Source organism: Promicromonospora thailandica, from assembly GCF_024171955.1.
Lineage (GTDB): Bacteria > Actinomycetota > Actinomycetes > Actinomycetales > Cellulomonadaceae > Promicromonospora > Promicromonospora thailandica.
Genome location: NZ_JAMTCS010000015.1, coordinates 88,425 through 103,122, shown reverse-complemented (window position 1 = coordinate 103,122; position 14,698 = coordinate 88,425). Strand labels below are relative to the sequence as shown.

Genomic DNA, 14,698 nt, shown 5'->3' with positions numbered 1-14,698 from the left:
GAAGCATCGATCCACCTCGACGGAGCGGAAGGGATCTGGCATGGGACACGCACGCATGGGGCGCCGCGTCGCGGCGCTGGCCGTGGGGCTCGCCCTGCTCACCTCGGCCTGCGCGGGCGGCTCGTCGTCCGGCGACGGGACCGCGGGCGGGCGCGCCGACACGATCGTCTACGGCAAGACCGACGGCGGCACCACGTTCGTCCACAACTACAACGTGGTCGGACCCGCGGTCGACAAGGCGCCCAACATGGAGCTCGTCTACGAGCCGCTCATGCGGGTCGACTACGGCAACGGCGCCGTCGTGGAGCCGTGGCTGGCCGAGAGCTGGGAGTTCGACGACGCGGGCACGACGCTCACGATCCACCTGCGCGACGGCGTCACCTTCTCGGACGGCGAGCCCTTCACGGCCGACGACGCCGTGTACTCCCTCAACCTGCCGGTCGAGCAGCCGGAGTTCTCGATCGCGGGCGTCACCTACGAGAAGGCCGAGAAGGTCGACGACCTGACGCTGACGGTGACGTTCGCCGAGCCGGCCTTCGCCACCGTCAAGCAGTTCGCCAACATCCTGCTGCCGATGGTGCCCGAGCACGTGTGGCGCGAGCAGGACCTGAACACGTGGACCAACCCGGAGCCGGTCGGCACCGGGCCGTTCACCGTCGCCGAGTTCAAGCCGCAGCAGGTCACGCTGACCGCCCGCGACGACTACTGGGGCGGCGACCTGCCCATGTCGACCTACAAGATCATCCCGACCAGCGCCGACGCCGCCAAGGCACAGCTCCTGCGCGGCGACATCGACATCGCGCAGGGCTCCTGGGCGAACGGGGAGCAGGAGTACACGGCCAAGGACCCGGAGCACAACCTGTACCAGCTCTACCCGAACGGCGGTGCGATGTCGGCGATGTTCAACGCCGGCCGGCCCCCGTTCGACGACGTCCACGTACGCCGCGCGCTGGCCCTCACCATGGACCGGTCGGCGATCACCACGACGCTGCAGCGCACCGGCACCGAGGCCGGCCCCACGGGGCTGAACGGCACCGTCTACGCCGACTGGGTGGACCCCGAGCTCGCCGAGCCGTGGCCCGTGGACGCCGAGGCCGCGCAGGCCGAGCTCGCCGCCGGCGGCTGGACCGTCGAGGACGGCGCCCTGGTCAAGGACGGCGAGAGCTACCGCCCCACCATCCTGTTCAACAACGACTGGGCGTGGGGCAGCTACGCCGACATCCTCATCAACGGCTGGCGCGACACGCTCGGCCTCGAGGTCGAGCCGGCGGGGCAGCCCACCGCGGGCTACTACGACGCGATGAACCTCGGCGACTTCGACATCACGGCGGCCTCGACGGGCGGGGCCGGCGTCTACGGCGTCTACAACTTCCTGGACAGCGACTTCGTCGTGCCCGAGGGGGAGTCGGCCACGCTCAACCAGGGCCGCTGGGCCCACCCGGAGGCCGACGAGATCATCGACGCGATGGAGAGCACGGACGACGAGGCCGAGCTCAAGGAGCTGGGCCTGCGGATGCAGCACCTGGTGGTCGACGAGGTCCCGTTCAGCCCGCTGTACGACAACTTCTGGTTCGTCCAGATCAACGCGAAGCGCTGGCAGGGCTGGCCCACGCCGGAGAGCTACGACCACATCCCGATGGTCGGGCTGGGGCCGGACCTCATCCTCACGCTGCTCGACCTCGAGCCGGCGGAGGGCTGACCCGTGCGTCGCTGGGGGTTCCTGCTGCGCCGGCTGGGGTTCTACGCCGCGGCCGCGGCCGCCGCCGTCGTGCTCAACTTCCTGCTGCCGCGCCTCATGCCGGGCGACCCGTCGTCCGCGATCGTCGAGGAGCTGCAGCGGGTCAGCGGCCAGCAGGTGCCGCCGGAGACGCTGGAGAGCATCCGGGCCATCTTCGGGGACCCCGACCAGAACCTCGGCGAGCAGTTCGTGGGCTATCTGGGGCAGCTCGCGCGGTTCGACCTCGGCGTCTCGGTGGTCAACTTCCCCGTGCCGGTGAGCGAGCTCGTGCTGCAGGCGCTGCCCTGGACGCTGCTGCTGGTCGGGTCGACGACGGTGCTCGCGTTCGTGCTCGGCACCGGCCTCGGCGTCGTCGCCGGGTGGAAGGCGGGCAGCCGGCTCGACTCGGTGCTGACGCCGCTGACCGCGTTCCTCTCGTCCGTGCCGTACTTCTGGGTCGCGCTGCTGGCCCTGTGGGTCTTCGGGTTCGTGCTCGGCTGGTTCCCGCTGTCGGGCGGGTACGACGCCAACCTCGCCGAGGGGTTCAACCTGCCGTTCCTGGGCTCCGTGCTGCACTACGGCGCGCTGCCCGCCGCGACCATCGTGTTCTCGGCGTTCGGCGGATGGCTGCTCGGCATGCGGAACATGACCGTGACCACGGTGCGGGAGGACTACGTGCTGCTGGCCCAGGCCAAGGGCCTCTCGCGGGGCCGCGTGATCCTGCGCTACGCCGCCCGCAACGCGATGCTGCCGAGCTTCACCGGCTTCGCGATGGCGCTCGGCGGCGTCATCGGCGGCGCCCTGCTGACCGAGACCGTGTTCAGCTACCCCGGCATCGGGTACCTGCTGTTCGAGTCCCTCAACAAGCGGGACTACCCGATGATGCAGGGGGTCTTCCTCATCGTGACGCTCGCGACGCTGCTCGCCAACCTCCTGGCCGACTCCCTGTACGTGGTGCTCGACCCCCGCATCCGGGAACAGGGGTGAGCGCGATGCGAACCTCGCTGCTGCAGGGGTGGAAGGTCCGCACGGGCCTGGGCGTCATCGGCTTCTTCGTGCTCCTCGCGCTGGCCGGCCCCTGGCTCACCGCGAGCGTCCCGGGCCTCGACCCGCGCGCCAACGACCTGACCGCGATCGGCCTGCCGCCCAGCGCGGAGCACTGGCTCGGCACCACCCAGTTCGGCCAGGACGTGCTGGCCCAGACCATCGAGGGCGCCCGCGGGTCGCTGTTCGTCGGGTTCCTCTCGGCCGTGATCGGCACGGCGCTCGCGATCCTGGTCGGGCTGCCCGCCGGGTACTTCGGCGGGCGCACCGACGCCTGGCTCAACTTCCTGTCCAACCTGTTCATCGTCATGCCGGTGCTGCCGCTCATCCTGATCGTCGCCGGGTACATGCAGGGCACGGGGCTGTGGGTCATCGCGCTCATCATCGGGTTCTTCGGCTGGTCGGGCGGGGCGCGCACCATCCGGGCCCAGGCCATGAGCGTGAGCAACCGGGACTTCGTGCTCGCGATGCGCACCCTCGGCGAGCCGCACCGCAGGCTCCTGTTCCACGAGGTGCTGCCACACCTGACCGGCTGGATCGCCGCGATGTTCCTCCAGGGCGTGATCGGCGGCGTCATGGCCGAGGCGGGCCTGGCGTTCCTCGGCATCTCCGACTCCGGCGCCATCAGCTGGGGCACCATGATCCAGGCCGCCCAGCAGCAGAGCGCGGTGCTGCGCGGCATGTGGTGGTGGTTCGTGCCGCCGGGCCTGTGCATCGCCCTCGTCGCGACCGCGGCCACCCTCGTCAACTTCGGCGTCGACGAGCTGGCCAACCCCAAGCTGCGCACCGTCCGGCAGCGCACCCGCCGTCCCCGAGGGAGCGAGGCCCGATGAGCACCCAGACCGCCCACGACACCCGGCCCGCCGCGCGGGCCGCGTCCGGCGACGTGCTGCACGTCACGGGCCTGACCGTGGAGTACGGGACCGACGGCGACCCGGTGCGCGCCTGCACCGACGTCACCTTCACGCTGCGCCGCGGCGAGATCCTCGGTGTGGCCGGCGAGTCCGGCTCCGGCAAGTCCACCCTGATCACGGCGCTGACCCGGCTGCAGCGGCCGCCCGCCGCCACCACGGCGGGCAGCATCGTGTTCCACCCGCGCGACGGCGGTCCCGCCGTCGACCTGGTGACCGCGAGCCCGAGGACGCTGCGGGCGCTGCGCTGGACCTCCCTGTCGATCGTGCTGCAGAGCGCCATGGACGCGCTCAACCCCGTGATGCGGCTCGGCGCGCAGTTCGCCGACGTGCTGCGCACCCACGACCGCACCCTCGACCGGAAGGCGGCGTGGGCGCGCGCTGCGGAGCTGCTCACCACGGTGGGCATCTCCGGCGACCGCGTCCGCAGCTACCCGCACGAGCTCTCGGGCGGCATGCGGCAGCGCGCCGGCATCGCGCTCGCGCTGGCGTGCGGTCCGGAGCTGGTGGTCATGGACGAGCCGACGACGGCGGTCGACGTCGTCATGCAGCGCCAGATCCTCGCCCAGGTGCTGCGGCTGCGCCGGACGCTCGGGTTCGCCGTCGTCTTCGTGACGCACGACCTGTCCCTGCTGCTGGAGCTCGCCGACCGGATCGCCATCATGTACGCCGGCCGGATCGTCGAGCTCGGCACCGCGCAGGAGCTCTACGACGCGCCGCGCCACCCGTACACCCGCGGGCTGCGCGACTCCTTCCCGCCGCTGCGGGCACCCCTGTGGCGGCTGACCGGCATCCCGGGCACACCGCCCGACCTGCGGCGTCCGCCGTCCGGCTGCCCGTTCCACCCGCGGTGCCCGCAGCGGTTCGCCGGGTGCGACACGCACCTGCCGGTGCTCGGGGAGGCCGGCGGCGCGCACCTGGTCGCGTGCCGCCTGGACGACGGCGATGCCGCCGCAACCGGCACCGAGCGCACCACCGACGGAGGAGACCGATGACCGCGACCACGCCCGTGCTGTCCGCCGTCGACGTGACCAAGCACTTCACGGTGCGCTCGGCCGTCGGCGCACGCTCGGTGGTGCGCGCCGTGGAGGGTGCCTCCCTGGACCTGCACCGCGGCCGGGTGGTCGCGCTGGTGGGGGAGTCGGGCAGCGGCAAGACGACGCTCGCCCGGGTGCTCGCCGGGTTCTACGCGCCCACGAGCGGCGAGGTCGCCCTGGAGGGCGTCCCGGTGCGGCAGCGTCGCGGCCGGGTCGAGCGGGGTTACCACAAGGACGTCCAGATCGTCTTCCAGGACCCGTTCGGCTCCCTGAACCCGCTGCACCGCGTGCGGCACAACCTGGAGCGGCCCCTGCGGCTGCACCACGGCGTGCGCGGCCGGGCGGAGCTGGACCGGCGCGTGCGGGAGCTGCTGGAGCGCGTGGCCCTGACGCCCGCCGAGCAGTACGCCGACAAGTTCCCGCACGAGCTCTCGGGCGGGCAGCGCCAGCGCGTCGTCATCGCCCGGGCCCTGGCCGTGGAGCCCAAGGTGCTGCTCGGCGACGAGCCGGTCTCGATGCTGGACGTGTCCATCCGGCTCGAGATGCTGAACCTCCTGGACCGGCTGCGCGCCGAGGACGGCCTGGCCCTGCTCTACATCACGCACGACATCGCGGGCGCGCGCTACCTGTGCGACGAGGTGGTGGTCATGTACGCAGGGGAGATGGTCGAGGGCGGGCCCAAGGAACAGGTCATCGCCGACCCGCTGCACCCGTACACGCGCCTGCTCGTGGACTCCTCGCCCGACCCGGGCCGGGGCGCGCGCGACCGGGAGCGCCTGTTCGACGCGGACGCCGACGGGCTGGGCGAGCCGCCCAGCCTCATCGACCCGCCGTCCGGCTGCCGGTTCCACCCGCGCTGCCCGTTCGCCATGGACGTGTGCCGCACGCAGGCGCCGCCCCGGACGGACCTCGCCGACGGCCGCTGGACCCGCTGCTGGCTGCACCACCCGACCCAGGAGACCGAGTGACCACGACCCCGCGCCGTGCCCGTGCGCCCCGCCAGTCCGACGTCGCGCGGCTGGCCGGCGTCTCGCAGTCCGCGGTGTCCCGCGTGATCGGCGGTGACACCGACGCCGCCCGCATCCCGGAGGCGACCGTGCGCCGCATCCAGGAGGCGATCAAGGAGCTGGGCTACGTGCCCAACCCGACGGCCCGCAAGCTGCGCACGGGCCGCAACCGGCTGCTGGGCGTGCACACCTTCGAGGCGGTGTTCCCGCGGGCGCGCGAGGACTTCTACCTCGAGTTCCTGCTGGGGATCGAGGAGCGTGCCGAGGAGATCGACCACGACCTGGTGCTGTTCACCTCCACGGGCGGCACCGACGGGCGGCGGCGGGTCTACCGCGACGGCGTCAACCGGCTCAACGTGGCCGACGGCGCGGTGCTGCTCGGCGTCGCCGCCGACCGCGCCGAGCTGGCCCGGCTGGAGGCCGACGGGTACCCGTTCGTGCACATCGGGCGCCGCGAGGTGCCGGGCACGCGCATCACGTGCGTGGTGCCCGACTACGAGTCGGCGGCCGCCGCGATCGTCGACCGCCTGGCCGACCTGGGGCACACGCGGATCGGCTACCTGAGCGCGGGCATCGACGAGGAGTCCTACGCGGACCGGCGGCGCGGCTACGAGTCCGCCGTCGCGCGCCGCGGCCTGCACGACGTGTCGCCCGCGGGCCCGCCCGGACCGGGTGGCGCACCCGACCCGGCCTGGCTCGACACCGTCCTGGGCGGTACGGCGGACCGGCTCACCGCCGTCGTCGCGGACGCCGAGTGGCTGGCGCACCCGTTCGCCGAGGCCCTGGCCGCACGCGGCCTCGCCGTGCCGCGCGACGTGTCGGTCGCCGTCCTGGAGGGCGTGGCCCCGGACGCCGCCGTGCGCTGGGACTGCCTGCAGATCCCGCGCCGCGAGGTGGGCCGCCTCGCCATCGACACGCTCGTGGGCCTGCTCGACGAGCCCGGGACACCGGTCGCGGACGTGCTTGTGGAGTGCGTCGTGGTGGAGGGCGAGACCGTGACCGCACCGGCCGGGACACAGGGGAGGACCGAGTGAACGAGGGCACGAGCGAGCGCAAGACCGAGGTGCTGGTCGTGGGCGGCGGGCTGGGCGGGGTGGCCGCGGCGCTGACCGCGGCCCGGCTGGGGCGGCGCGTGGTGCTGACCGAGCCGACCGGCTGGCTCGGCGGCCAGCTCACCGCGCAGGCCGTGCCGCCCGACGAGCACACCTGGATCGAGGAGCGCTATGCCCCGCCCGGGTACGCCGAGCTGCGGCGCCGCGTGCGCGACTACTACCGCCGCAACTACCCCCTGACGGCGCGCGCCGCCGCGGACCCGCTGCTGGACCCCGGGCTCGGCATCGTCAGCCACCTGTGCCACGAGCCGCGCGTCGCGGCCGCCGTGCTGGAGGAGATGGTCGCGCCCTGGCGGGCCGGCGGACAGATCGAGCTGCTCCTGGGGCACGAACCGGTCGCGGCGCACACCTCCGGCGACGAGGTCGACGCCGTCACCCTGCGAGACCCCCGCGGCCACGAGACCACCGTCCAGGCCGACTACGTCGTCGACGCCACCGAGCTCGGCGACCTGCTGGAGCTCGCGGGCGTCGAGCACGTGATCGGCGCCGAGGGGCGGGACGAGACCGGCGAGCCGCACGCCCCCGACGTCGCCGACCCGCTCGACCAGCAGGCGATCTCCTGGTGCTTCGCCCTGGAGCACCGCCCCGGGGAGGACCACACGGTCGACCGGCCGGCGGGCTACGCGCACTGGCGCAGCGCCGTGGCCCCGTTCTGGCCCGGACCGCAGCTCTCGTTCGACGACGTCGTCCCCATCACCCTGCAGCGCCGCACCTGGAAGCTGTTCGAGGCCGACCACGCCCGCGGCGCCCACTTCCCGCTGTGGACGTTCCGGCGGGTGCTGGCCCGCGAGAACTTCACCGACGGCGCCGTGGGTGACGTCACCATGGTCAACTGGCCCCAGATCGACTACTGGGAGGCGCCCCTGCTCGGCCCCGGCGTCGACGACGCCGCCCGGACGGCGGCGCTGGCCGGCGCGCGAGACCTGTCGTTCTCGTTCCTGCACTGGCTCCAGACGGAGGCGCCCCGCCCCGACGGCGGCACCGGCTACCCGGGCCTGCGCCTGCGGCCCGACGTGACCGGCACGCCCGACGGCCTGGCCATGACCCCGTACATCCGGGAGGCCCGGCGCATCCGCGCGGAGCTGACCGTGACCGAGCGGCACGTGGGCGTGCAGGCCCGACCGGAGGGCGCCGGCAGCGAGGTGTTCCCCGACGCCGTGGGCCTCGGCCGGTACCGGATCGACCTGCACCCCAGCACCGCCGGCCGTACCTACGTGGACATCGAGGCGTACCCCTTCCAGGTTCCCCTGGGCGCGCTCGTGCCGGTACGCGTCGAGAACCTGCTCCCCGCGGGCAAGAACATCGGCACCACCCACATCACCAACGGCTGCTACCGGCTGCACCCCGTCGAGTGGGGCATCGGCGAGGCGGTCGGCGCGCTGGCCGCGTTCTGCCTCGACCGCGGCCTGCCGCCGCGCAAGGTGCGCAACGACCCCACCCGCCTGGCCGACTACCAACGGCTGCTGACCGACACCCTCGGGGTCACGCTCGCGTGGCCCGAGGAGATCCGGACCCATCGCGAGTGAGGGGGAACTGACCAGACGCACCTGACCGATCTCGTTCTTGCCCTGCACGCACCGCCTCGTTCGACGAAGAACGGAGAACCATCGTGCTGCGAAACATCCTGCTCAGGGGGCGCGCGCCCCAGCCCACCACCCCCGCTCCGCCCGTCTCCCGTCCCGCCGCCCGGCCCCCGAGGCGCGAGCCGGCCCGGCACGCGGTCGCGGCGTCGGCGCTCGCCCTCGTCATGGCCGGTCTAGGGCTCGCGGTCCCCGCCACGGCGTCGGGCGCCCCCGACGCCGCGCCGGACGCCGCCCCCGCCGCCGTGTCGCGTCTCGGCACCTCCGGCAACCAGATCGTGGACGCCGCCGGCACCCCGGTGCAGCTGCGCGGCGTGTCCGTGCTCGCGCCCCGGCACAACGCCGAGTGCCCCGAGTGCCACCCGAGGCCCATCTCCGACGTGATCGACATGACCGTGTCCGACGGCTGGCAGTCCGACGTCGTGCGCCTGCCCGTCACGGTCTGGGGTTCGCTGTCCGTGCAGGAGAACGTCGAGCGCTACGTCGACCCGTACGTGCAGCAGGCCGTCGACCTGGGCATCTACATCATCGTGGACCTGCACCACGTGTCCGACTACGGCAGCACGGGTGTGCCGCGGTCGGCCGTCTCGGAGTTCTGGGACTACGTGGCGCCGCTGTACGCCGACGTGCCGAACGTGATCTACGAGGTGTTCAACGAGCCGGTCGCGCCCGCGAGCTGGTCGACGTGGAAGTCGTACATCCAGCCCGTGGTGGACGACATCAGGGCGGTCGCGCCGCAGACGCTGCTGCTCGTGGGCAGCCCGCAGTGGAGCACCTACGTCAACCAGGCGGCCGCCGACCCGGTCGCCGGGAACGACATCGCCTACGTCTACCACCTGTACCCGAACCAGGGGGACGCGACCGCGGCCAACCTGGACGCCCGGTTCGGGAACGCGGCCCGGCAGATCCCGGTGATCCTCACAGAGTTCGGCTGGAACCCGCCGGGCGAGTTCTCCGACCCCACGGTCACGGTGGGCACGACGTCGGGCTGGGGCATCCCGCTGCGCCAGTACCTCGACGCCCGCCCGCACATCAGCTGGACGGCGTGGATCTTCGACAACTACTGGAAGCCGCAGATGTTCGACCACGACTGGAACCTGCTCGGCGGTGAGCACCAGGGCGCGATGATCAAGGCCTGGCTCGCCGACCAGCCGTACGCCTCCCCGTGCGCCTCCCACGCGGCGGTGGGCGCGACGGCGGTCGCGTCGTCGGCCGGCGGCACGAGCGGGGCGGCCAAGGCGGTGGACGGCGACTGCACGAACGCCGGCCGCTGGCTCTCGGCGGAGGGCGACACCACCCCGACGCTGACGATCACGCTCGACGCGCCCACCGTCGTCGACCAGGTGGACGTGTACAGCGGGTACGTCGGCGGGGGAGCGGTCAACGTGCTGCGCGACTTCGCCGTCGAGGTGCACACCGCGGCCGGGTGGCAGCAGGCGGCGTCCTTCCAGGACAACACGCGCGGACTGGTCAGCGCGCCGGGCCCGGCCGCCGCCGTCGACCAGGTGCGGCTCGTGGTCACGGACCCGTCCGACTACACGCCGGACGTGGCCCGCGTCTTCGAGGTGGCGGTGCGCACGCCGTAGCGGCTACCAGCCCAGCTCGCCGTCGTCCTCCTGGAAGGTGCCCGTGGGCCCGTCCGGGCCGAGGGTGGCGACCCGCACGACCGTCCGTGCGCTGACCTCGACCGGACGGCCGTGCGGGTTGGGCTGCCCGCCCAGCTCCGTGGCGGTGTAGCCCGGCTCGACGGCGTTGACCCGCACCTCCGGCACCGCCCGCGCGTACTGCACGGTCAGCATCGAGACGGCGGCCTTGCTCGCGCCGTAGACGATCGCGGGCACCTGCGACGCCGGGCGGTCGGGCTGGTGGTTCGCCCAGAACGAGCCGAGCGCGCTCGACAGGTTCACGATCACCGGGTCCGCCGAGCGGCGCAGCAGGGGCAGGGCCGCCTCGGTGACCCGCAGGACGCCCACGACGTTGGTGTCGAGCACCGCGAGGGCCTCGGCCGGGTCCACGGAGAACGTCGCGATGCCGGCGTTGTTGACCAGCACGTCCAGCCCGCCCTCGGCCTCGATGCGGGCGAGGGCGGCGGTCACGGACGCGTCGTCCGTGACGTCGAGCAGCACCCAGCGGGCGCCGGTCTCCGCGGCGGCGGCGCGGCCGGCGGCCTCGTCGCGGGCGCCGATCCAGACGGTGTGCCCCGCGGCGACGAGCTGGCGGGCGGTCTCCTTGCCGAGGCCGCGAGTGGCCCCGGTGACGAGTGTCGTTGTCATGCGGCCAGCGTGCGCCGGGCGCGGGACGGCAGGGAGCCGTCCGGTTGTCGTAGGACTGCCAGGGCCAGGACAGCGGCTGCGGGCGACGCGCACACTGGGGGTATGGACAGGGCTGTGGCCACGGGTACGGACAGCGGTACGGCCGGCTGGGAGTTCGGGCGCATGGTGCGGCGGTGGCGGGACGCCGTCGCACCGGAGGCCGTCGGCCTGCCGGTGGGGCCGCGGCGCCGGGCCGCGGGGCTGCGCCGGGAGGAGCTGGCCGGGCTGGCGGGGATCTCCGCCGACTACCTGACGCGGCTGGAGCAGGGCCGCGCGGTCTCGCCGTCGGCCCAGGTCACGGAGGCGCTCGCCCGTGCGCTGCGCCTGCCCGACGCCGAGCGCGACATCCTCTACCGGCTCGCCGGGCACGCCCCGCCCTGCCGCTCCGAGGTGCCCACGTACATCCCGCCCAGCGTGCACCGGCTGCTGGACCGGCTCGCGGGCACGCCCGTCGCGGTGTACGACGCCACGCAGACCCTGGTCGTGGCCAACGCGCCGTACGAGGCGCTCATGGGGCCGACGTCCGGCTGGCGGGGCATCGAGCGCAACGCGCTGTGGCGGCACCTGGTCGGTCCGGGCACCCGGGTGGTCCACACGCCCGAGGAGGAGGACGACGTCGTGGCGCGGCTGACCGCCGACCTGCGCCTGGCGACGGTGCGGTATCCCGGCGACCCGCGCGTGGCCCGGCTGGTGCGGGAGCTGACGGCGCTGAGCCCGCGCTTCGTCGAGCTCTGGGGATCCGGCGCGCCGGAGCCGGCTCGTGACCCGTCGCGGCACAAGGTGGTCGACCACCCGACCGTGGGCCTGGTCGCGGTCGACTGCGACGTGCTGGTGGTGGCCGCCGACGACCTGCGGATCATGGTCTACACCGCCGAGCCGGGTACCGAGGACGCCGACCGGCTCGCGCTGGCCGTCGTCCTCGGCACGCAGGAGCTCGACGAGGAGGCCGGTCCTCGTCCGCCCGGTCGTCGAGGGCCCGCTCGATCGGGTCGTTGAAGACCGCTTGCCTGGGCGGGCGATCCAGGGCAGAGTCGGGGGTGGCGCACCTCACACCGGCGTGAGGCGCGTCATCACCTCCTCTCCTCCTCGCGCTCTCACTCTCGTGCGCTCGCCGCTGTCACGCGGCCGCGCGCGGCCGCCGGGTCAGCAGCGGCTCGCGCCCGCGGGGGCGGCTCACGGGCCGCACGGCCGCCAGCGCGTCGGTGAGCGTCTGCTCCGTCATCGGCGTGCCGGTCGCCCGGTCGTGCACGGCGGCCATGAGCTGCTCCGCCGCGAGCCGCAGCGAGATGCCCACCTCCCGGGCGACGCCGACCAGCACCGCGGTCGCGGTGGCCTCGTCCACGCCGCGGACGGCCACGATCACGCCCTTGGCCTGCTCGATGGTGGCCTGGCTGACGAACGCGCGGCTGACCACCTGGTCCGACCGGCGCTCGAGCGCCTCCTTCTGCACCGGGGTGATGTCGACGACGAAGCCGACCAGCTCCGGCGTCCCCTGGCGCGGGTTGAGCGTGCCCTGGCCGGTCACGACCACCGACCGCGTACGGCCCGAGCGGTCGACGATCCGGTGCCCGCACGCGAACGGCCGGCCCAGCCGCAGCGCGTCACCGGCGGCGCGCACCACGCGGCCGCGGTCGTCGGGGTGCTTGCGGGAGCGCAGGGCGTCCAGACCGGGCTCGACCTCGTCGGGCCGCCAGCCGTGCATGGTGTAGACCTCGTCCGACCACCACCAGGTGCCCGTGGCCAGGTCGACGCTGTAGCGGCCGACGAGCAGGCTGGTGCCGAGACCGAGCGAGAGCGACAGGTCCGCGGCGGAGAAGCCGGTGGTGACTGTCGCGGAGTCGCCGGTGGCGTCGTCGGGGACCAGCGAGCGGGGCTCCTTGAAGGATGACATGAAGATCTCCCAGATCCACGTGGACCGGGAGCCGCTTCCTGACTCCGTTGCACCGAGTATAGGCCGCTCCCGGCAGCGGCCGGGAAAACGGTCGGGACGAGGTGAAGTTGCGAGTGGCTCCCGTCGTCCTACGTTGGGTTGTGGTCAGGAAGCGGCCGCATCGGCGGAGTGCCGTCTGCCGCGGCGCACTCCGCGACCCCGCCCGGACCGGTTCCGGCGGGGACGACGACGGGAGTCGGACCATGAGCGAGACCAACGTTCCGTACGGTACGGGGACCGGTACGCAGCAGCAGTGGGCGTCCGGGCCACCCGACTCGGGAAGCACCTCCGGGACCACGCACAGCGGCGGGGACACCGGCGGCGGCATGAAGGAGAAGGTGGGCGAGGCCGCGTCGCAGGTGGGCGACGCCGGCCGGGAGACAGCCCGCGACGTGCGGGAGAAGGCCCGCGACGTCGCGCACGAGGCCGGTGACCAGGCACGGGGCCTGGCCGACAAGGCGCGCAGCGAGCTGCGCTCCCAGATGGGCGCCCAGCAGCAGCACCTCGCGGGCGGCCTGCGGTCGCTCGGCAACGAGCTGGGCCAGATGGCGAACGGGTCGCAGGATCCGGGCTACGCGACCGACCTGGTGAACCGCGCCGGCGACGTCAGCGGCAAGGTGGCCCAGTGGTTCGAGGACCGCGAGCCGGCCGACGTGCTGCACGAGGTGGAGAGCTTCGCACGCCGCCGTCCGGGCACGTTCCTGCTGGTCGCCGCGGGCGCGGGCCTGCTCGTCGGCCGGTTCCTGCGGGGCGCCAAGGAGGTCTCGAAGGAGGGATCGGGTCCGGGTTCGACGACCGGTTCGACGGCCGGCACGACGTCGGGCTCCGCGTCGGTGACGCCCGGGAACCCGGCGCAGTACGGCGGCACGGCGCAGGACGACGCGGCCGCGCGCCCGGCGTCGTACGCCCCGGGGGGTGACACCTATGTCGGTCGACCGTGACCCGTTCGCCGCGTCCGCCGCGGCCGAGCAGGCGGCCGCCGCCCGGACCGCGACGACGCCCCAGCCGGCCTCCGGCGGGCAGCCGAGCCTCGGTGAGCTCGTCGGTGAGGTGACGCGCGACCTGTCGACGCTGGTGCGTCAGGAGGTCGAGCTCGCCAAGGCGGAGGCGGCGCAGTCCGCCAAGCGCGCCGGGAAGGGTGCCGGGATGTTCGGCGGCGCCGGTGTGGCCGGCCACATGGTGCTGCTGTTCCTGTCGCTGGCCCTCTGGTCGGCGCTCGGCACCGTGATGGGCGGCGGCTGGGCGGCCCTGGTGGTCGCGGCGGTCTGGGCCGTGGTGGCGGCGATCCTCGCCCTGCGCGGGCGCAACGAGCTGCGCGAGGTGCAGGGCATGCCGCAGACCGCGGAGTCGGTCAAGAAGATCCCCGGCGCCCTGCGCGGGCACGACGAGCAGAGCCACAGCGTGGACCAGAGCAAGGAGATGAACGCATGAGCACCAACGATCCTGACGAGATCCGGGCCGACATCGAGCGCACGCGCGCCGAGCTGAGCCACGACGTGGACACGCTCGGCGACAAGGTGCACCCGGGCCACGCCGTGCGGCGGCAGACCGACAAGGTGCGCTCCGGCATGGGCCGGGTCAAGGACCGGGTCATGGGCACGGCGCACGACACCATGGACTCCGCACACGGCACCTCGCACGACCTGGCGGACCGCGGCCGGGAGGCGGCGTCGTCCGTCGCCCACGGCGTGGGCGCGGCCCCGCAGAAGGTGCGCGAGCAGACGCAGGGCAACCCCCTGGCCGTGGGCCTGGTCGCCTTCGGCGCGGGTCTGGCCCTCGCCTCGCTGCTGCCGGCGAGCCGGACCGAGCGGCGCGCCGTCGCGGCGGTCGAGGAGAAGGCGGCCCCGCTGGTCGACGACCTGAAGTCGACGGCGAGCGAGGTGGCGGAGGGCTTGAAGGAGCCCGCCCGGGAGGGCGCGGAGGCCGTCCGCGACGCCGCGAAGGACGCTGCCCAGCAGGTGGGCGAGCACGGTCGCGAGACCGTCTCCGACCTCCGGCCGGGCAGCAGCGGCACCGCATGACCCACTGACCGGACCTGACCTGGGAGG

The 14,698-nt window shown here is 73.8% G+C and carries 14 protein-coding genes; 12 read left to right on the top strand and 2 right to left on the bottom strand.

The window, feature by feature from the left end; genetic code table 11:
• The first annotated feature begins 40 nt into the window (after window positions 1-40).
• From APR03_RS22085 to APR03_RS22050, 8 genes are all read left to right on the top strand, one after another.
• Window positions 41-1,699, top strand: coding sequence for an ABC transporter substrate-binding protein (locus APR03_RS22085; protein ID WP_253839341.1), 1,659 nt, complete (start codon window positions 41-43; stop codon window positions 1,697-1,699).
• Between the two features lie 3 nt (window positions 1,700-1,702).
• On the top strand, window positions 1,703-2,704 hold the full coding sequence (locus APR03_RS22080) for an ABC transporter permease (RefSeq protein ID WP_253839340.1): 1,002 nt from the start codon (window positions 1,703-1,705) through the stop codon (window positions 2,702-2,704).
• Between the two features lie 5 nt (window positions 2,705-2,709).
• Window positions 2,710-3,594 carry an ABC transporter permease gene (locus APR03_RS22075; RefSeq protein ID WP_253839339.1) on the top strand — a complete coding sequence of 295 codons (885 nt, stop codon included), beginning with the start codon at window positions 2,710-2,712 and terminating at the stop codon, window positions 3,592-3,594.
• A complete protein-coding gene (locus tag APR03_RS22070) occupies window positions 3,591-4,667 on the top strand; it encodes an ABC transporter ATP-binding protein (protein ID WP_253839338.1) in 1,077 nt (358 codons plus the stop codon). Before APR03_RS22075 ends, APR03_RS22070 begins: the two co-directional genes overlap by 4 nt.
• Entirely contained in the window at window positions 4,664-5,677 is a 1,014-nt protein-coding gene (locus tag APR03_RS22065) for an ABC transporter ATP-binding protein (protein ID WP_253839337.1), read from the top strand. Before APR03_RS22070 ends, APR03_RS22065 begins: the two co-directional genes overlap by 4 nt.
• On the top strand, window positions 5,674-6,750 hold the full coding sequence (locus APR03_RS22060) for a LacI family DNA-binding transcriptional regulator (RefSeq protein ID WP_253839336.1): 1,077 nt from the start codon (window positions 5,674-5,676) through the stop codon (window positions 6,748-6,750). The genes APR03_RS22065 and APR03_RS22060 overlap by 4 nt, the downstream gene beginning before the upstream one ends.
• The gene (locus tag APR03_RS22055; RefSeq protein ID WP_253839334.1) at window positions 6,747-8,354 is read left to right on the top strand and encodes an FAD-dependent oxidoreductase; all 1,608 of its coding nucleotides are present in this window, start codon (window positions 6,747-6,749) and stop codon (window positions 8,352-8,354) included. The genes APR03_RS22060 and APR03_RS22055 overlap by 4 nt, the downstream gene beginning before the upstream one ends.
• An 83-nt stretch (window positions 8,355-8,437) precedes the next feature.
• On the top strand, window positions 8,438-9,994 hold the full coding sequence (locus APR03_RS22050; RefSeq protein WP_253839332.1) for a cellulase family glycosylhydrolase: 1,557 nt from the start codon (window positions 8,438-8,440) through the stop codon (window positions 9,992-9,994).
• A gap of 3 nt (window positions 9,995-9,997) precedes the next feature.
• On the opposite strand, the gene APR03_RS22045 is transcribed toward APR03_RS22050, so the two are convergent.
• Window positions 9,998-10,681 (bottom strand): SDR family NAD(P)-dependent oxidoreductase, encoded by a 684-nt coding sequence (locus APR03_RS22045; protein ID WP_253839331.1) that lies wholly within the window; start codon window positions 10,679-10,681, stop codon window positions 9,998-10,000.
• 102 nt (window positions 10,682-10,783) lie between these two features.
• On the opposite strand from APR03_RS22045, the gene APR03_RS22040 reads away from it, so the two are divergent.
• The gene (locus tag APR03_RS22040; protein WP_253839330.1) at window positions 10,784-11,716 is read left to right on the top strand and encodes a helix-turn-helix transcriptional regulator; all 933 of its coding nucleotides are present in this window, start codon (window positions 10,784-10,786) and stop codon (window positions 11,714-11,716) included.
• Window positions 11,717-11,837: 121 nt separating this feature from the next.
• On the opposite strand, the gene APR03_RS22035 is transcribed toward APR03_RS22040, so the two are convergent.
• Window positions 11,838-12,611, bottom strand: a complete 774-nt coding sequence (locus tag APR03_RS22035) for a PAS and ANTAR domain-containing protein (protein ID WP_253839329.1) — start codon at window positions 12,609-12,611, stop codon at window positions 11,838-11,840.
• Window positions 12,612-12,853: 242 nt separating this feature from the next.
• On the opposite strand from APR03_RS22035, the gene APR03_RS22030 reads away from it, so the two are divergent.
• Genes APR03_RS22030 through APR03_RS22020 form a run of 3 tightly spaced genes read left to right on the top strand, consistent with a single transcriptional unit; the run spans window position 12,854 to window position 14,671 of the window.
• Entirely contained in the window at window positions 12,854-13,591 is a 738-nt protein-coding gene (locus APR03_RS22030) for a hypothetical protein (protein WP_253839328.1), read from the top strand.
• Entirely contained in the window at window positions 13,575-14,081 is a 507-nt protein-coding gene (locus tag APR03_RS22025; RefSeq protein WP_253839327.1) for a phage holin family protein, read from the top strand. The genes APR03_RS22030 and APR03_RS22025 overlap by 17 nt, the downstream gene beginning before the upstream one ends.
• Window positions 14,078-14,671 carry a DUF3618 domain-containing protein gene (locus tag APR03_RS22020; protein WP_253839325.1) on the top strand — a complete coding sequence of 198 codons (594 nt, stop codon included), beginning with the start codon at window positions 14,078-14,080 and terminating at the stop codon, window positions 14,669-14,671. The genes APR03_RS22025 and APR03_RS22020 overlap by 4 nt, the downstream gene beginning before the upstream one ends.
• Window positions 14,672-14,698 lie beyond the last annotated feature (27 nt).